Origin of the sequence: Ochrobactrum sp. C6C9, assembly GCF_022627935.1 — a bacterium.
Lineage (GTDB): Bacteria > Pseudomonadota > Alphaproteobacteria > Rhizobiales > Rhizobiaceae > Brucella > Brucella teleogrylli.
The window spans coordinates 1-16,251 of record NZ_JABXGB010000050.1 but is presented as its reverse complement, the minus strand read 5'-3'; the positions used below and the strand labels follow the sequence as shown (position 1 = coordinate 16,251).

The following is a 16,251-nucleotide window of genomic DNA, read 5'->3' as shown; positions in this document are numbered from 1 at the left end:
GCGCAACCCTGACCGGGGAGAAACACAGCCTTGCTGGGGGCAAAAAAGCCGAAAATCCGGACAGTTACGGTGTCAGTGTCATCATCAACGGCCACATTGAGGAATTTCAGCAGCGGGTTTCCCGGTGCCTGAACATCGTCTGCGAGTACCGCATCGGCGTCTCGTTTGGCGATAAAGACATTGGAACACACGATCTTGGCCGCATAACCCGTGCCCACCCGCAAAAGCTCCGGCGGGTTGAAACCGAGCCATGATGCCGCGCCGACTAACAGTAGAACAACCAAACCGACGAGAAACGTGAGAAATCGCTTCAAAAACTTCGACATGAAATACCGTTTTCTTTCAGGGCAAACCTGCCCGAGCAGGGCAATATCCAAATCTCAATCTTGCGGTATGTTTCTGTGAAACGCGATTGCAGTCAATTACCATCCGACAACAGACCAACTAAAAAGGGGCGCTGCTGCGCCCCTGATTCTATCGATTGGAACTGGCCGGACCATTCCACCGGCTGCTGTGATGCCGGTAATGCCCGCGATAGTAATCGCGCTTGTAGTGACGGTGCGACCGCCAGCGATGATCGCGGTAATGGCGACGATCAGACCGCCAATGGTCTCTTCTGTGGTAATGCCGCTTCTTCCAGTGCTTACGCGAATGGTAGCCGCGATGATCGCGAACCTGTTCCACATTGGAGGTTACGCCGGGTTTAGCGAGATTTGCCACTGGTGCGGCGGAAGCCGCGCCAACTCCCACCAACAAGCCAACACCAACAATACCTGCAATAAGTCCACTAAAGAGCTTCATTCTGTGTACTCCTCTTGATGGGAAGCATCATGAAACCTAGCGCATGAACTCAAAATGAACAGATTGAACTTTTCAAACATCTGTGATGATCTTAAAAGCCGTTCAATTTATTCTTCAAGAATTTTTTACACCGATAATAATTGGTTATCGCAGCGGAAAAACCGTGAAATTTCCAGCAACCAAACGTTACAAAACTTCGATTGAGATGAAATCAGACCACGGTAAATTGTTTCGTGGCGGTCCAAGCATCCGCCGGCTGGAAGACATACCAGTCTGTTAATTTGCGTGTTGCCCCCAATTAGCACGCAATTGACACGGGAGACGCCACGCTGCCCTTGTTGCGCGTCTCCCGCTCCACTCTTCGGTGCAACCTCTACGGGTTCATTTTTCTGCCGTCTTTATGCAATCATGTCGCCAGGCGCTTCGTTGCATTAGCGTTGAAGCGCACCCCGGCGTCATTATGCACCAAACACAAACGTCGGGGTTTCTCCTGTCTGATTCCCCTCCCCGCACATCAGGTCATCACGCGCCTTGGCATCAAAACGATGAACAATCCTGCCGCTCGTGCGTTAGTCACCTGTTCCCAATGTAAAACGGAGGAAATCCCGATGGACTGGAATCGTGTTGAAGGCAACTGGAAACAGGTCAAAGGTAAGATCCAGGAACAATGGGGCAAGCTGACAGACGATGATCTCGACCAGATCAGCGGTCGCCGCGAACAGCTTGAGGGTAAGATTCAGGAGCGGTACGGAGTCGCGAAAGACCGCGCCAAATCCGAAATTGATGACTGGTATAATCGACAGCAATGGCTTTCATGAATGAAACCCCGCCACGGCGGGGTTTTTTCTTAGGCTACGCTTCACGCACGGACGCAACACTGTTCTGCATGCGCCCGTCTTGAGCCCGCCCGACTTTCCCGGTATCCAAGAGCTGAGACTGTTCGATGTTCTGCTGCGCAGGGGTTTTAAATGTCGCATAAACTGAATGTTGCTGCTTGTGCATTGGCGCTTCCTGCGCTGGCATCCTGCACGTCGCCTTCAGCCAGCGTCAATCCGCCGAAGCCGCCAGTCGATCCGACACCTATCCTCGGCACCTGGTGCAGCAATAATGACAAGCGCTTCACAATTTCGCAGGAGCGCTTCGACAGCCGCGACATGCAGTGTACCGTCATGAAGCTCGACAATTACAAAGGAACGTTCACGCTCAATCTGGTTTGCGAAAACGACCAACAGCAGGCCAGTGAAAACGTGACCATCACGCCGATTGGTGACGCAGTGGAAATCGTATTCCTGTCGAAAGGCGTGCGCCACACGCGGGCCAACCGTTGCGGGCCTGCCCCTTCTGCGCCTGTTGTGGCGCCTACGCCATCCGAGCCCACCCCGGCCTCTCCGGTCGTACAATAACAGATAGCCAGCACGACACCTCTGCACGGTTGAGAATTCCGGGCTTGCTCGGAGTTTCGCAGCAGCGTGCCTGCTATTTTTCCGCCGGTCTAAATCGCATGCGGGCGACGACCGGCGCAGGTTTCCTCATGAAACAGGCAAAAAATGTCGGAACGATCCTGAAATCAAACCGTTAGGACTATGAACACTCAATGCAGAAAGGAGAGCAGTTATGTTTAGAACGACACTTCTGACGGCAGCGTGTGCACTCTTGATTGGTGCTCCAGCCCTTGCGCAGACGGCGGCTCCCACCGCGACAACGCCCGGCACGGATGCGCCCGCACAACAGGATCTGCCTGTTTCCACCAAGAACATGTTCGGCACAGCACCCTCGCCCGACAACAACAAGATCGGCTTTGTCGAGCCTAAGGAAGGCGAAGTTCTCGTCTCAAGCTTCATTGGCCGCAGCGTTTATGAAAGCGATGCCAATGATGCAAAATCCATCGGTAAGCTGAATGACCTGATCGTCAGTGCTGATGGTTCGGTTGTAGCAGCCGTGATCGGCGTCGGCGGCTTCCTTGGCGTCGGTGAGAAGGACGTGGCCGTAAGCCCGGATGTCTTGCAGCTCGCGACCCGTAGCGACGGAAACACCTGGCTGGTTCTCAGCGCAACGAAGGACCAGTTGACCGCAGCGCCTGCTTTCGACCGCTCCAAGGTCTTCACCAATGGCGTGGCCGATCCAAACGCAGCCAAGGAAAGCGAGGCTCCGGCCAGCGGTGAGACGACTACCCCGGCGACACCCGCAACGCCTGCCCCGGCTCAATAAAAGCTGACCAAATGACAGCTATGGCCCCGATCTGTGATAGGTTCGGGGCCATAACCGATTCAGCGGACCTTTCTCACAAAGGCCCGCACTTTTATCCATTGGGCTCAATCGGAGGCTACGCCAATGAAGAAAGCTGTTCTCATCTGCATCGCGGCATGGTCGGCCAGCAGCTTCGCCGCAATCAATTCCGTTGAGGCCTCGACCTCTCCCAAGCAGCGCGCCGCCGAAGTCAAGGCCGTCATCGACGCGGTCTCTCGCGAACTGCCGAAGAACCCGATCAATACGGTTATGTATATCCGGGCGAATAATTTCGAGGTTCTCGCCGGCACCTGCACCGTGCGCGCGCATATCGTCTCTTCCAAGCCCACCGCGTCGGACAAAGGCGACAAGATCAAGGTCCGCCTCAACCGGCAGCGTTGCGCACGCTAGAACGCATTCTGAAGCGCCTGCGTTTGTAAGAGATTGCTTATTGTTAATGTCGCTCAATATGGCGGATTAAGCGTATCCGTGCGATAGTATCGGCCATGAGAACAAGGGCGCTAATAAGAACACGGCATACCGCTCTGATGGCGGTCAGGGTGCTGTGTCTTATCGTGCCGATTATTGTCGCCCTCACCGCCCTCATGCTTATCGCCAAATATGGCGACGACAGGAATATCGTGACGAATACCGGCGTTGCAGGCGCGACGATGCCGAACGGCAACTGAACGATTTTCGCAATGCATTTGGGCGGTTGGAAAATGGTGGGCGCGTCCAGGAAGACGTAATGAGAGTTTGCCCCGCGTAACGGGGCAAATCCCTCAACCGCCGAAAGATGATGTTTTCCCTCCGCGATTCGCCGAACCAAAGCTCAATGTAGGTTTTTTATTGCCGCTCGCAACAATGGTCGCGGTCGATTTATCGGACTTCACTGTCTGGGTATCTATGTTTCCGTTGATCGGTGCAGCTGCAAATGCAGTGCCTGCGGTCATGAATGCACCAACGGCTAACAAAGCTATGGTCTTCATCGTTCCTCCTTTGCTGGCCCCGCCAGCTGACGCCGAAAATACGATGAGATCGTGCGGGCGTTGACACACAATCCGGTGTCACGAAACGCTAGATTTCAATTAAATGATATACGGCACTTGTCGTATTTCGGCATGGCTGAACGCAGAAAATAAGCGCCCCGTACCACATGATGGACGCTGCGGAGGCATTAGGGCTTGATTTGTGGCAATAAATGGTGGGCGCGACAGGGATTGAACCTGTGACCCCTCCCGTGTGAAGGGAGTGCTCTACCGCTGAGCTACGCGCCCTTAGAGGCACATATGTGCTCAATCAAGGTGACGCGGATATACGTTCCCGCTCAGGGCAAAGTCAAGCATGACAACACTTATTTCCCAAATGATTTTCCCTACCGAAAACCGTCCGGGTAGACCCAACGAAAATAGCGACTATCGAACGATAGCCGCCATATCCAAGGATTAAACATCCCTACTTCTGACAGATACCAGCGGCGTAACGCCGATTAAATTGCTGCCAGACGCGAAGCCACCGTCTTGTCGGATGCCTTCTGCATGCCCGAGTCGCGATCATAAACGTCACTGTAATAACGAATCTGGCCATTCGCATCCGGCCATGCCGTGAAATAGGAAATATAGACCGGCACCGGCTCCGGCACCTTGATGCCGCGCTCGTTCTTGCCGAAATATTTCTCCAAATCACCGACTGGCTTGCCGAGCACTGCCGCAGCCATATCACGTGGGCGTTCCAGACGAATGCAGCCATGGCTCAGCGCACGCATGTCGCGGCCGAAATAGGACTTTGCCGGCGTATCATGCATGTAGATATCATGTTCGTTCGGGAACAGGATTTTCAGTTCGCCCAAGGCATTGTCGAGGCTCGGCTTCTGACGAATACCGACATGCGCCTTTCCCGAAGCAACCGCGCTCCAATTAACGGCGCTCGCCGAAACCTTCTTGCCGCCGACATAGACTTCATAGCCGTTGCGGTCGAGATAGCTCGTGTCGCGCATGACCTTCGGCAGCATTTCGTTCAGAATAATTGAACGCGGCACACCCCAGGACGGATTGAAGACGACGGTTTGCACCTTGTTGTAGAAGAAATAGGTCTGATGGGTCGGCGAGCCAATCACCACATTCATACCCAGCTTTTCCTGGCCGCCTTCGAAATATTCAGCGCGGTATGCGGGCTGGTTGACCATTACATAGCGCGTGCCGAAATCATGCGGCAGCCAGCGCAGACGTTCCATCGAATAGAGAATACGGTCGCGCTTGACGGATGATTGCTCACCCTGCAACGCCGAAATCGTGTTTCGTCCGATAACCCCATCGGGCGCGCCGCCTGAAAGCTTCTGATAGTCCTTGATCGCGGAAACAAGTTCCGGATCGTAAAGGCTCGTATCGGCATGGGCCTGCAACACATCGCGGTGCTTTTCCAGATAATCAGCAGGCGCGTGTTTGGTAATCAGGGCAACCACCTTGCTCAACTGGTCGCTCGTGTCGCCCGGACGAATGACGCCGTCGAGCGACACGCGAATGGGTTCGCCCGTCGGTGCATCTGTCTGGGACAAAGCCTGCTTCAAAGCCGCATATTGCGCATTATCCGGCTGGAACCCGTGCAAATAGGCGGATGCATCCGCTTCACCGGCCAGTCTTTCCAGCACAGTTTTGGGATCGACGCGATCACGCGGCAGGTCGTGGAAACCGCTCAGGCGGTCGGCGATCACGCGTCCCTCGCCTGCATCCATCGCATAGCGCAATGCCCGGGCCGACATGCGAACTTCAAACTCTGCCAGCTTCTGCTGACGTTCCGCATTCTGCGACGGATCGAAATTGTCCGAAGGGATCGTGACTGCATATTCATCCGGATTGAGACCGTCTTCGCCAGCGCGTGCGAAGAAAGCGGCTACGGCCTTGGCGCGGTCAAGCACCTTGCCGTCGGCAGACCACATGAAAGAACGGTTGGTCGAATAATAGGAAACAATCGCTTCAGCGATTGGCTTTTCAGCCTTCACATCAACCGACTTCAGATAGTCCATGGCGGCGTCGAAAGCGCGGTTGCCAGCCGTTTCGGTCGTATCAGGCGCCTTTTCCACACGGATCGGCGACATGCCGGATGTCAGTGGATCAACAGTTGGCGCAGAGGTTGCCGCAGTCACCTGCAGATCGAGCGCGCTGAAATCGATCTTGATCAGCGTTTCCGGCTTGTAATCATAAATCTCCGGCCCCTTGACCGTCACACGCTGCGCGGGCGGAGCGATACGCGTGCGCGCTGCCGGTGCGGCGGCAGCTGGTGCTGCTTTTATGCGCGGCGCGGCCGCTGCGGGTGGAAGCGGTGCTACGGGCTGCTCGGCCTGTTGGCGGCGCTGTTGAAACAGCTCGAAAAGTGAATTTGCTGCCTGTGCCTGCGTGACCGGGAACAAGGCCGATGCGGCAAGAGCCAGTACCATCGCATTGCGGATATAAGACCCGCTGGTGCGATTTTTCTTTGCATCCATCTGCGCGCGCCGAGAAAACTGCATTTCAACCGCCAAAGTTAGCATGTCCGCCGAAAGGCGAATCCGTCTCAATCATTTCGCGTAGATTTTATGAATCTCGTATAGAAAGTTTTAACGCTAATGCCACTTCTTTCAATTTCTTGCTCGAAAATAATCACAAAACTTTGAGGGAGGCGCATCCGCGCAACAGCTGTCCCGCAAGGGATGCCGCTCGCCATTCCCCTCATTGCGCAATGTGCCGCAGTGGATTCCGCCTCTCATCGCGCTAAAAGCCCCTCAGAATTAACCCCGGACGCTGCCCGGTAATCCGGGTTTTGAGCAACATACGTGCAGGCTGGCGATCTCGCGATTTCTGGCCGGTGCGGCAGGCAAGCAAGCGAGGTACCACGATGGCAGAAGCAAGCGCCGCCGATCTCTTTCCTCTTGGCGAAGACACCACCCCTTACCGCAAACTAACCTCCGACCATGTTTCGGTCGATACGTTCAAGGGTCAGGAAATTCTGACCGTCGACCCGGAAGGTCTGCGTCTTCTGTCCGAGGCGGCATTTGCCGACATCAACCATCTGCTGCGTCCCGGCCATTTGCAGCAGCTTGCCAAAATCATGGAAGACCCGGAAGCGACCGACAATGATCGCTTCGTCGCCTATGATCTTCTGAAAAACGCGAATATCGCCGCAGGCGGCGTCCTGCCGATGTGTCAGGATACCGGCACCGCGATCATCATGGGCAAGAAGGGCCGTCGCGTCTGGACAGAAGGCGGCGATGCCGATGCGCTCGGCAGCGGCGTGCTCGACGCCTATAACAAGAAGAACCTGCGTTATTCGCAGCTGGCGCCGCTGTCGATGTTCGAAGAGAAGAACACCAAGAACAACCTGCCTGCGCAGATCGACATTTATGAAGAAGGCGAAGACGCCTACAAGTTCCTCTTCGTGGCAAAGGGTGGCGGCTCAGCCAACAAGACGTTCCTTTATCAGGGCACGCCTTCGCTGTTGACCCATGACCGGATGATCGACTTCCTCAAGGACAAGATCCTGAGCCTCGGCACGGCGGCCTGCCCGCCTTACCATCTCGCTATCGTCATCGGCGGCACGTCAGCCGAGATGAACCTCAAGACGGTCAAGCTCGCCTCGACGCGTTATCTCGACAGCCTCCCGACGGCGGGTTCGGAAACTGGCCATGCGTTCCGCGATCTGGAAATGGAAGCCGAAATCCACAAGCTGACCCAGTCACTGGGCGTCGGCGCGCAGTTCGGCGGCAAATATTTCTGCCATGACGTGCGCGTCATCCGTCTGCCGCGCCATGGCGCATCGCTGCCGATCGGTATCGGCGTGTCCTGCTCGGCAGACCGTCAGGCCAAAGGCAAGATCACCAAGGAAGGCATCTTTCTGGAACAGCTGGAGACCAATCCCGCGCAATACATGCCGGATATCGACGAAGAAAAGCTCTCCTCGCATGTGGTGAAGATCGACCTCAACCAGCCGATGGCCGAAATCTTGAAGGAGCTGTCCAAGCATCCCGTCAAGACACAGCTTTCGCTGACTGGCCCGATTATCGTCGCCCGCGATCTGGCACATGCGAAAATTCGCGAACGGCTGGAAAACGGCGAATCCATGCCGGATTATTTCAAGAACCACCCGATTTATTATGCCGGTCCGGCCAAGACTCCCGCTGGTTATGCATCGGGTTCGTTCGGCCCGACGACGGCTGGGCGCATGGATTCCTATGTCGACCAGTTCCAGTCGTTTGGCGGCTCCATGGTGATGCTCGCCAAGGGTAACCGTTCGCGTCAGGTGCGCGAAGCCTGCGGAAGCCATGGCGGTTTCTATCTCGGCTCCATTGGTGGTCCCGCCGCCCGTCTGGCGCAGGACTGCATCAAGAAAGTGGAAGTGGTCGAGTATCCAGAACTCGGCATGGAAGCCATCTGGCGCATCGAAGTGGAAGATTTCCCAGCTTTCATCGTCATCGACGACAAGGGCAATGATTTCTTCAAGGAACTCAACCTGGGTTGATCTGGCCCGATTGATCTCCGAAACGAATAAGGGCGGCTTCCAGAGCCGCCCTTTTTGTATCAGGCATTCGCACCGCCATCGGCAGTTAGCGTAGCACCCGTAACGAAGCGCGACTCTGGACCGGCAAGCCATGCCACCAAGCTTGCAATATCATCCGGCGAGCCATAGCTGCCGGTCGCAATGCGCTCCAGCTGCGGACCGGAGTGATCGCCGTCAGCAGGATTCATATCCGTATTGGTAGACCCCGGCTGCACGACATTCACCGTAACGCCCTTGGGGCCAAGATCGCGGGCAAGCCCCTTCGTCAGACCAATGAGCGCCGACTTGCTGGCGGCATAGAGGCTGATCCCCGGCCATGCGACAAGGTCCGCCAGATTGGAGCCAATGGTGACGATACGCCCGCCCTCGCCCAGATGCGGCGCAGCCGCTATAACAGCGGCGAAAACAGCTCGGAAATTGACCGCCATCACCTCATCGAAATCCGCAATCGTCGTCTCACCCAGCGGAGCAGCGCGCCAGATGCCAGCGCTGTTGACCAGAATATCCAGCCGTCCCAGCTCTTTGACCGCCGCTGCAATCGCGGCGGCAATTTCATCCGCATGACGATTATCCGCCTTGAACGCGACTGCCCGGCCGCCTTCGGCGGCAATCTCGGACACGACCGCTTCGGCTTTTTCCCTGGAACTCACATAGGTGATGGCGACGATGGCACCGTCCTTGGCCAGCCGTCGCGCAATCGCGGCACCAATGCCGCGGCTGCCGCCGGTTACGAAGGCCACCTTCCCATTCAAAGGTTTTCCCGACATGAAATATCCTTTCTGTAACGATTGATACATAAAAGGTGTCAGGCTTGTCGAATGACGTCAAGTGGATTATTTAACGATCAATACAAAAAGGAGATAGCCGTGTCGGAACGCGGAAGACCTCGCAACTTTGACCGAGAAAAAGCATTGCGCGCAGCAATGTATGTTTTCTGGGAAAAGGGCTTTGACGGCGCATCACTGTCAGACCTGACAGCCGCCATGGGCATCAATGCGCCGAGCCTCTATGCCGCCTTCGGCAGCAAGGAGGGGCTTTATATGCATGCCTTGTCGCTCTATTCGAGCGAAGTCGGCACAGATATCTGGACGCAACTGGAAGAAACATCGGACGTAAAGCAGGCATTCGAGCGCTTTTTGCTGGTGAGTGCCGAGACTTTCTCGGTCACCGACAAGCCGCGCGGATGCCTGATCGCGCTGGATGCGCTGTACCGCACCCAGTCCAGCCAGAATGTCTGCAATGAACTAAAGGCGCGTCGCAACGGGAATATCAACGTGCTGCGCGCCCGCCTTCAACGCAGTGTCGAGGAAGGCTCCTTGCCCGCGACCATCGACACGGACGCTATCGCCACCTTTTACGCGACGGTACAGAACGGTATGTCCATCCTGGCGCGCGATGGTGGCAGCGTGGAAAGTCTTGTCGCCACGGCGCATGGCGCGATGGCGGCGTGGGACAGGCTCACCGCGGCCTGATTGGTTACGGGCCGCTTATGCCACGGCGCGCAGGGGCACTGGACCGCTCACGTAATCCGCGATTTTGTCGGCCACATCCGTGCTGGCGATGATCCGCCGGTGGCCAAGACCGTCAGCCCAGTGCAGACGGACATGCGGCCCCGCTTTCGCTGCCATTTCCGCACAGCGCGCTGGCACTTCCTTGTCGTCGCGTGCGTGAATAACCAGCGTCGGGATCAACAATCGGCGCAGATGCGCATCGGTATCGAAATCATGGATCGGGCGCGCGGCGATTTGCTGGACCGTGTCCTTCATCGCCTGACGCACATCGGCGTTCAGGCGAAGCACCTTTCCGAATCCGTCGAAAACACCCTCCATCGAATGCGGTGACGCAATCGTGACCAGCTTGGCGGGACGCCGCTCACGATAACAACCAAGCGGCCCCGCAGCTGCATTGACGACAACCGCACCGCCGAAGGAATGCCCGACCATGGCGTAGAACGGCCCATACTGACGCCACGCGGCATCCACCGCCGCGATGGCCCGGATGAAATCCAGTTCGCGTCCCGCTGAAGCGCCATGCCCCGGCAGATCGAGAGCGACAACCCGTTCGCCGCGTGCGACCAGCGCGCTGATAATGGCCATCATATCCGCGCTGCGTGAACCCCAGCCATGCACTACCAGCGAGGTACGGGCATTCTGTCGAGCCATCCCTGCTGGCTCGAAAAGATAGGTTGCGACAACGCCCCGATCGATAATCAGGTCAAGCCGCTTTGCCTTGAGCAACTCGCGGCTCGTCTGACGCAGCCTTTCCGCATAGGCTTTTGTTTGGGGCTTACGGCTCGGTGTGCGACAGAAAATCCTGAATGCCGCGCGGCCGGCACGTTCCGGTGCGATGCGCCCAAGCACACCCAGACCGAATCGCGTAACCTGTAGGGATAACGTCGCCATAACGGGGCCTCAATCATGTTCAATCCTGAACAAATAATTGTACAAGAATGAACAAAATGCAAGACAAGAATCAAAAGCTGCCGTGGGATAATCCGCGCTTTAAAAACTGGATTGCGGTTGCGAGAGCCGGCAAAGCGGTTGAACGCGCGCTGGCGCAGGGACTGGCACCCTTCGATCTCAAGATCGCCGACCTCGATGTGCTGATGAATATTTATCGCCACCCCGGCGAATCGCAGCACGATCTCGCGCGCCGGATTTTGGTCGGACGCTCGAACATCACGATGTTGCTGCCGAAACTGGAGAATCGGGGATTGCTAATGCGCACCGGCGATCCGGTAGACAAACGCATCATTCGCCTTACTCTCACGCCGGACGGCGAAAAGCTGCTCGGTGAAGCGCTTTTAGTCTATACCGATCTGATCGACCGCGTCATGGCGCAATCGACCGCAGCGCAATGCAATGCGATGGGCAACATGATGCGGCGTATCGCGGATATGCTGGAAAAGGATTAAGCTCGATTAGCGGTCGCGCTTGAGCCCTTTTTCGGCCAGCTCGTCGAGATAAGTCTGCCACAGCGTCTCCTTATCGGTGCCGAGCTTATGCAGATAGGTCCAGGAAAACAGGCCGGTGTCGTGCATGTCGTCAAAGGTTATGCGCACCGCATAATTGCCGACCGGCTCGACCTTGATGATTTCGACGTTGCGCTTGCCGCCAACCGTAATGCGTTGTTCGGGAGAATGGCCCTGCACTTCTGCCGACGGAGAAAGCACGCGCAACAGCTCGGCTGTTAGTTCAAATCGCTCTCCGTTGTCGAAAGCCACCGTCAGCAATTTGCGGTCGCTGGAAACGCGCAGTTCGGTCGGCCAAACGTCGCTCATCACTTTTCTCCATATTGAGCTTGCTCCGTCATCGTCGAAGCTTGCTTGTGATAGGCCGCATGTCAAATTACCGCAAGGGTATTGAAACTGCTTCAGCCGCGCAAAACTGGACAATGCGTGGCGGAAGCCTTATCTCATAAGAACGGGTCGATACTGCGTCGCACCTCATGGAAACAATGGCTTCACAGATGAAAACCTTGCAGGCACAGCCCCTTGTTTCTCCAACCGGACCGATGATCGATCCTTTCGGGCGGATGGTCAGCTATCTGCGTGTTTCGGTGACGGATCGTTGCGACTTCCGCTGCACCTATTGCATGGCGGAACATATGACCTTTCTTCCCAAGAAGGATCTGCTGACGCTTGAAGAGCTGGAACGGCTTTGCACCGTGTTCATCGACAAGGGCGTGCGCAAGCTGCGGCTCACCGGCGGCGAACCGCTGGTGCGCAAGAACATCATGCATCTGATCCGCGGGCTTTCGCGCCATCTGGCATCCGGAGCGCTGGATGAACTGACGCTGACCACCAACGGCTCGCAGCTTGCGCGCTTTGCCCATGAACTGGCCGATTGCGGCATGAAGCGCATCAATGTCTCGCTCGATACGCTGAACCCTGACAAGTTTCACGAAATAACCCGCTGGGGTGATCTCGCACGTGTGCTAGAAGGCATCGATGCCGCCCAGAAGGCCGGTATTCGTGTGAAGATCAATGCCGTGGCGCTCAAAGATTTCAACGAGCTCGAAATCCCCGAGCTGATCCGCTGGGCTCATGGTCGCGATATGGACCTGACGCTCATCGAAACCATGCCGATGGGCGAAATCGAATTCGACCGCACCGATCAGTATCTGCCGCTGTCGCAGGTGCGTAATGATCTGTCACGTCAGTTCACGCTGACCGATATTCCGTACCGGACGGGCGGCCCTGCCCGCTATGTCACGATCGAGGAAACTGGCGGTCGCCTCGGCTTCATCACACCTCTGACGCATAATTTCTGCGAAAGCTGCAACCGCGTCCGCCTCACCTGCACAGGCATGCTTTATATGTGCCTCGGCCAGAATGACGATGCCGATCTGCGCAAGGTGCTGCGGGAAAACGACAGCGATACGTTTTTGAGCCGGGCTATCGATGAGGCAATCTCGCGCAAACCCAAGGGCCATGATTTCATCATTGATCGCGATCATAACCGCCCAGCTGTGGCGCGCCACATGAGCCTGACGGGTGGTTAATCCCCGCGCTATACTTTTAGGCGAAAATAATCACAAATAATTGTCGCGCAATAAACTTTAACAAGGTATTGGATTCTAAACTGGATTCTATACCGTGCTGCAGTCAGATAATTTCCGCGCAAGTATTTATATGCTTCTCGCCATGGGCACCTTCACCATCGGGGACAGCATAACCAAATTCCTTCTCACGGAAATGAACAGCGGGCAGTACATGCTGATCCGCGGTTTTTTTGCCACTTCGATGATTGGTTTTTTGGCCTGGCGTCATGGCGCGCTGCGCAATCTTTCTCTGGAGTGGATGACGGTCCTGCGCGTGCTGGGCGAAGTCGTTGCGACAATCACTTACATTGTCTCGCTGGGTCATCTTTCCCAGGCGTTCTGTTCCGCCGTGTTTCAGGCCACACCTTTGGTCGTCACGCTGGGCGCTGCAATCTTTCTCAAGGAAAAAGTTGGCTGGCGGCGCTGGGTCTCCATTCTGGTGGGCTTCGTCGGTGTAATCATCATCATTCGCCCCGGTTCAGCCGGTGCGGCAAGCCTCGGTGCCGTTGGCATTTTGCTGGCGAGTGTCGCTTGCGCGGCCATGCGCGATATTGCAACGCGCCGTGTGCCCGCCCATGTGCCGACATTCTACCTTTCCACGCTTACCGCCGGTGCGATTGCGGTTACCGGCGGCGTATTGACCGTCCCCATGGGCGGTTGGCAGCCTGTCGGCCTTCTTTCCATCGCGACCTTGCTGGGCGCAGCCGTGCTTTTGCTGATCGGATATCACTTTATCATTCTCGCCATGCGTGAGGGCGAAGTGTCCTTCGTGTCCCCGTTCCGCTATTCCAGCCTGCTCTGGGCGATAGGCTTGAGCATTGCAATCTTTGGTGAAGCGCCGGATGCGTATACAATTGCTGGATCTGTTCTGGTCGTCGGAAGCGGCATTTACATGGTCTATCGCGAAAACGCGCTCAAGAAGCGTGAGAAGAACAAAAGCACTCTGGCGTCTATTCCAACCGGCCTCGGACCAAAATGATGACCATCAAGGATGTAGCCGGTGCGATCATCGCGGGCGGATTATCGAGCCGTATGCGCGAAGGCGGAATAGACGGTGACAAATTCCTGCAGGTTTTGGGTGCCGGTTCCGTCATTGGTGAAGTCGCCGCACGGCTGAAACCGCAGGTGAGCGCGCTTTTCATCAATGCCAATGGCGACGCCTCCCGACTGTTCAGCCTCGGCCTACCGGTTGTAGCGGACATTTCCGCATCACATGGCGGTCCGCTGCCCGGCATCCTCACGGCGCTCATCCACGCAAAAAATTCGACATGGCTGCTGACCGCAGCGGCGGACACGCCGTTTCTGCCTGCCGATCTGGGAGAGCGGCTTTTCGAACGTCAACGAGCGACCGGCAAGGACATCGTTCTTGCAAGCTCCGCCGGGCATATTCACCCGATCTTTGGCCTGTGGCGCACGCAGCTGGCGGATCGTCTGAAAGACTGGCTTTCAACCGCAGAGAAAGCCAGTGTTCTCGCTTTCGCACGCGATGTTGAATTTGAAACGGTGGACTTTCCGCTCTTGGCGACCAAGGATGGCGCGGAGAACTATGATCCCTTCTTCAATATCAACCGGCCCGACGACCTTGTCGAAGCCCGGCGATTGCATAGACTGAACGGAGATACGGAATGACACATAAGCTTTTCGGCATTACGGGCTGGAAGAATTCCGGCAAGACCACACTGACCGAAAAGCTCGTGCGCTGCCTGACCGAACGTGGCTATCGCATCGCCACGATCAAGCACGCGCATCATAATTTCGACATCGATCACGAAGGCACCGATTCCTGGCGGCATCGTCAAGCAGGTGCCGCAGAAGTGGCCATCGTTTCGGAGCGCCGCTTCGCCATCATGCATGAAAATCTCGACGGTCCGGAAATCGCCCTGCAAGACATCGCGGACAAGCTTGCGCCGTGCGATTTGATTCTCGTCGAGGGCTATAAGCGCGAGCCGCACAAGAAAATCGAGCTTCGCCGAACGGGCAGCCATGATGGCCCGCCGCTCGCCGAAAACGATCCAAGCATCGTCGCCATTGCAACCGATCATCCACAGTCGGGCTTGAGCCTGCCGGTCTTCGATATCAATATGGTCGATGAAATCGCCGATTTCATCCAAAATGAAATGGCACTTTGAGCAATTCCCTATCGCTTTCCGCCAAAACGTCAGCATTCACTATTTTGCCACGTCTTTCGGCGGAATAGCCTGTGAATTCCACAATAATTATACGCAAAATTATTACGCAACCCATCTTGCCTTCGGGTGAAAAGTGGTGGGAATATCGTGCTCAGATTGGAGGGCGGCGGCGAAGATGCGAAAAAATATTGCGCAGCCTCCGTTGAACCATCTATTGGTAGCCACAGGAGGAATGACTATCAATCGGTAATCCTCAATTTTAAATTGCAATTGCACTACAGATGGCTGAACCAGAACAATAATCAGGGAACCAGCCTGAGTAAACGAGAGGACTAAATATGCGCGTATTGAAGCGTATCGTAGCAGCAGCTTCGGTTGCAACCATTGCAACCATGGCAGGCGGATTGGCCATTGGCGCCGCAAATGCCCAAGAGCCCTTGAAGCTCACCATCGCCACCGAAGGCGCCTACCCCCCCTTCAATTTCATCAAGCCGGACGGCACCCTTTCGGGATTTGACGTCGATATCGCGAAAGCACTTTGCGATGAGATGAAGGCTCAGTGCACGTTCGTCACTCAGGAATGGGATGGCGCAATTCCGGCCCTTCAGGCTGGCAAGTTCGACGCTTTCATCGCTTCCATGTCGATCACCGACGAGCGCAAGAAGCAGGTCGATTTCTCGAACAAATATTACAACACGCCTCCGGGCATCGTCGCTCCGAAAGATAGCGACATCAAGGGCGTGACCAAGGAAGATCTCGCTGGCAAGACGATCGGCGTTCAGGTTTCCACCACCCATGCCAACTACTCGGAAAAGACCTTTACCGACAGCACGATCAAGGCCTACCCGACTGCCGAGGAATACCGCCTCGATCTGGCCAATGGCCGTCTCGACGCCGCCAATGACGACAGCGTAACGCTGGGCGAATGGCTGAAGACGCCGGATGGCGCCTGCTGCAAGATGGTCGGCACCTTCCCGCCGGTTGTTGAAATTCACGGTCCCGGTGCGGGCGTTGCCTTCAAGAA

19 protein-coding genes, 1 tRNA gene and 1 pseudogene are annotated in these 16,251 nt (G+C 56.1%); 13 read left to right on the top strand and 8 right to left on the bottom strand.

Features of this window, described 5'->3' with window-relative positions; genetic code table 11:
- Both HWD97_RS22785 and HWD97_RS22780 read right to left on the bottom strand, forming a co-directional pair.
- Nucleotides 1-326: pseudogene (locus HWD97_RS22785) on the bottom strand (6-aminohexanoate hydrolase); the annotation flags it as partial.
- A gap of 96 nt (nt 327-422) precedes the next feature.
- Nucleotides 423-686: a hypothetical protein gene (locus HWD97_RS22780; protein ID WP_167836032.1), complete on the bottom strand. Its 264-nt coding sequence runs from the start codon at nt 684-686 to the stop codon at nt 423-425.
- Between the two features lie 723 nt (nt 687-1,409).
- Between HWD97_RS22780 and HWD97_RS22775 the strand changes: the two genes are divergently transcribed.
- The 5 genes from HWD97_RS22775 to HWD97_RS22755 all read left to right on the top strand — a co-directional run bounded on the left by HWD97_RS22775 (nt 1,410) and on the right by HWD97_RS22755 (nt 3,716).
- Entirely contained in the window at nt 1,410-1,619 is a 210-nt protein-coding gene (locus HWD97_RS22775; RefSeq protein ID WP_109369106.1) for a CsbD family protein, read from the top strand.
- 150 nt (nt 1,620-1,769) lie between these two features.
- Complete coding sequence (locus tag HWD97_RS22770) at nt 1,770-2,204, top strand: hypothetical protein (protein WP_180917971.1); 435 nt, start codon at nt 1,770-1,772, stop codon at nt 2,202-2,204.
- A gap of 211 nt (nt 2,205-2,415) precedes the next feature.
- On the top strand, nt 2,416-3,009 hold the full coding sequence (locus tag HWD97_RS22765; RefSeq protein WP_109369107.1) for a PRC-barrel domain-containing protein: 594 nt from the start codon (nt 2,416-2,418) through the stop codon (nt 3,007-3,009).
- Between the two features lie 123 nt (nt 3,010-3,132).
- Nucleotides 3,133-3,438, top strand: coding sequence for a hypothetical protein (locus HWD97_RS22760; protein WP_121536220.1), 306 nt, complete (start codon nt 3,133-3,135; stop codon nt 3,436-3,438).
- Between the two features lie 137 nt (nt 3,439-3,575).
- Nucleotides 3,576-3,716: a hypothetical protein gene (locus HWD97_RS22755; protein WP_371835678.1), complete on the top strand. Its 141-nt coding sequence runs from the start codon at nt 3,576-3,578 to the stop codon at nt 3,714-3,716.
- A gap of 93 nt (nt 3,717-3,809) precedes the next feature.
- Here HWD97_RS22755 and HWD97_RS22750 read toward each other — a convergent pair whose 3' ends face one another.
- The 3 genes from HWD97_RS22750 to HWD97_RS22740 all read right to left on the bottom strand — a co-directional run bounded on the left by HWD97_RS22750 (nt 3,810) and on the right by HWD97_RS22740 (nt 6,508).
- Entirely contained in the window at nt 3,810-4,016 is a 207-nt protein-coding gene (locus tag HWD97_RS22750; RefSeq protein ID WP_109369109.1) for a hypothetical protein, read from the bottom strand.
- Nucleotides 4,017-4,229: 213 nt separating this feature from the next.
- A tRNA-Val gene (locus HWD97_RS22745) sits at nt 4,230-4,304 on the bottom strand.
- A 212-nt stretch (nt 4,305-4,516) separates the two neighbouring features.
- On the bottom strand, nt 4,517-6,508 hold the full coding sequence (locus tag HWD97_RS22740) for a murein L,D-transpeptidase (RefSeq protein WP_371830784.1): 1,992 nt from the start codon (nt 6,506-6,508) through the stop codon (nt 4,517-4,519).
- 389 nt (nt 6,509-6,897) lie between these two features.
- Here HWD97_RS22740 and HWD97_RS22735 point away from each other — a divergent pair, with 389 nt between their 5' ends.
- Nucleotides 6,898-8,517: a fumarate hydratase gene (locus HWD97_RS22735; RefSeq protein WP_109369110.1), complete on the top strand. Its 1,620-nt coding sequence runs from the start codon at nt 6,898-6,900 to the stop codon at nt 8,515-8,517.
- 59 nt (nt 8,518-8,576) lie between these two features.
- Here HWD97_RS22735 and HWD97_RS22730 read toward each other — a convergent pair whose 3' ends face one another.
- Nucleotides 8,577-9,323: an SDR family oxidoreductase gene (locus HWD97_RS22730; protein ID WP_109369111.1), complete on the bottom strand. Its 747-nt coding sequence runs from the start codon at nt 9,321-9,323 to the stop codon at nt 8,577-8,579.
- 99 nt (nt 9,324-9,422) lie between these two features.
- Here HWD97_RS22730 and HWD97_RS22725 point away from each other — a divergent pair, with 99 nt between their 5' ends.
- On the top strand, nt 9,423-10,028 hold the full coding sequence (locus tag HWD97_RS22725) for a TetR/AcrR family transcriptional regulator (protein WP_109369112.1): 606 nt from the start codon (nt 9,423-9,425) through the stop codon (nt 10,026-10,028).
- A 15-nt stretch (nt 10,029-10,043) separates the two neighbouring features.
- Here the strand turns inward: HWD97_RS22725 and HWD97_RS22720 are convergent, their stop codons facing one another.
- A complete protein-coding gene (locus tag HWD97_RS22720) occupies nt 10,044-10,958 on the bottom strand; it encodes an alpha/beta fold hydrolase (RefSeq protein WP_121536224.1) in 915 nt (304 codons plus the stop codon).
- 47 nt (nt 10,959-11,005) lie between these two features.
- Here HWD97_RS22720 and HWD97_RS22715 point away from each other — a divergent pair, with 47 nt between their 5' ends.
- Nucleotides 11,006-11,470, top strand: coding sequence for a MarR family winged helix-turn-helix transcriptional regulator (locus HWD97_RS22715; protein WP_121536226.1), 465 nt, complete (start codon nt 11,006-11,008; stop codon nt 11,468-11,470).
- A gap of 6 nt (nt 11,471-11,476) precedes the next feature.
- Here the strand turns inward: HWD97_RS22715 and HWD97_RS22710 are convergent, their stop codons facing one another.
- Nucleotides 11,477-11,836: a gamma-butyrobetaine hydroxylase-like domain-containing protein gene (locus HWD97_RS22710; protein WP_109369115.1), complete on the bottom strand. Its 360-nt coding sequence runs from the start codon at nt 11,834-11,836 to the stop codon at nt 11,477-11,479.
- A 188-nt stretch (nt 11,837-12,024) separates the two neighbouring features.
- On the opposite strand from HWD97_RS22710, the gene moaA reads away from it, so the two are divergent.
- The 5 genes from moaA to HWD97_RS22685 form a co-directional block, all read left to right on the top strand.
- Entirely contained in the window at nt 12,025-13,059 is a 1,035-nt protein-coding gene (moaA, locus tag HWD97_RS22705) for a GTP 3',8-cyclase MoaA (protein ID WP_109370240.1), read from the top strand.
- Nucleotides 13,060-13,189: 130 nt separating this feature from the next.
- Nucleotides 13,190-14,077 (top strand): DMT family transporter, encoded by an 888-nt coding sequence (locus tag HWD97_RS22700; protein WP_109369116.1) that lies wholly within the window; start codon nt 13,190-13,192, stop codon nt 14,075-14,077.
- Nucleotides 14,074-14,727, top strand: coding sequence for a molybdenum cofactor guanylyltransferase MobA (gene mobA / locus HWD97_RS22695; protein ID WP_371830785.1), 654 nt, complete (start codon nt 14,074-14,076; stop codon nt 14,725-14,727). Before HWD97_RS22700 ends, mobA begins: the two co-directional genes overlap by 4 nt.
- Nucleotides 14,724-15,227 carry a molybdopterin-guanine dinucleotide biosynthesis protein B gene (mobB, locus tag HWD97_RS22690; protein WP_109369118.1) on the top strand — a complete coding sequence of 168 codons (504 nt, stop codon included), beginning with the start codon at nt 14,724-14,726 and terminating at the stop codon, nt 15,225-15,227. Before mobA ends, mobB begins: the two co-directional genes overlap by 4 nt.
- Nucleotides 15,228-15,565: 338 nt before the next feature.
- On the top strand, nt 15,566-16,251 hold a 686-nt coding region (locus HWD97_RS22685; RefSeq protein ID WP_371835677.1), incomplete at its 3' end, for a transporter substrate-binding domain-containing protein.

Bases quoted from the DNA above. Each gene is read 5' to 3' on its own strand.
- HWD97_RS22780 (WP_167836032.1), bottom strand. From the start codon at position 686: ATGTGGAACAGGTTCGCGATCATCGCGGCTACCATTCGCGTAAGCACT.
- HWD97_RS22775 (WP_109369106.1), top strand. From the start codon at position 1,410: ATGGACTGGAATCGTGTTGAAGGCAACTGGAAACAGGTCAAAGGTAAG.
- HWD97_RS22770 (WP_180917971.1), top strand. From the start codon at position 1,770: ATGTCGCATAAACTGAATGTTGCTGCTTGTGCATTGGCGCTTCCTGCG.
- HWD97_RS22765 (WP_109369107.1), top strand. From the start codon at position 2,416: ATGTTTAGAACGACACTTCTGACGGCAGCGTGTGCACTCTTGATTGGT.
- HWD97_RS22760 (WP_121536220.1), top strand. From the start codon at position 3,133: ATGAAGAAAGCTGTTCTCATCTGCATCGCGGCATGGTCGGCCAGCAGC.
- HWD97_RS22755 (WP_371835678.1), top strand. From the start codon at position 3,576: ATGGCGGTCAGGGTGCTGTGTCTTATCGTGCCGATTATTGTCGCCCTC.
- HWD97_RS22750 (WP_109369109.1), bottom strand. From the start codon at position 4,016: ATGAAGACCATAGCTTTGTTAGCCGTTGGTGCATTCATGACCGCAGGC.
- HWD97_RS22740 (WP_371830784.1), bottom strand. From the start codon at position 6,508: ATGGATGCAAAGAAAAATCGCACCAGCGGGTCTTATATCCGCAATGCG.
- HWD97_RS22735 (WP_109369110.1), top strand. From the start codon at position 6,898: ATGGCAGAAGCAAGCGCCGCCGATCTCTTTCCTCTTGGCGAAGACACC.
- HWD97_RS22730 (WP_109369111.1), bottom strand. From the start codon at position 9,323: ATGTCGGGAAAACCTTTGAATGGGAAGGTGGCCTTCGTAACCGGCGGC.
- HWD97_RS22720 (WP_121536224.1), bottom strand. From the start codon at position 10,958: ATGGCGACGTTATCCCTACAGGTTACGCGATTCGGTCTGGGTGTGCTT.
- HWD97_RS22715 (WP_121536226.1), top strand. From the start codon at position 11,006: ATGAACAAAATGCAAGACAAGAATCAAAAGCTGCCGTGGGATAATCCG.
- HWD97_RS22710 (WP_109369115.1), bottom strand. From the start codon at position 11,836: ATGAGCGACGTTTGGCCGACCGAACTGCGCGTTTCCAGCGACCGCAAA.
- moaA (WP_109370240.1), top strand. From the start codon at position 12,025: ATGAAAACCTTGCAGGCACAGCCCCTTGTTTCTCCAACCGGACCGATG.
- HWD97_RS22700 (WP_109369116.1), top strand. From the start codon at position 13,190: ATGCTTCTCGCCATGGGCACCTTCACCATCGGGGACAGCATAACCAAA.
- mobA (WP_371830785.1), top strand. From the start codon at position 14,074: ATGATGACCATCAAGGATGTAGCCGGTGCGATCATCGCGGGCGGATTA.
- mobB (WP_109369118.1), top strand. From the start codon at position 14,724: ATGACACATAAGCTTTTCGGCATTACGGGCTGGAAGAATTCCGGCAAG.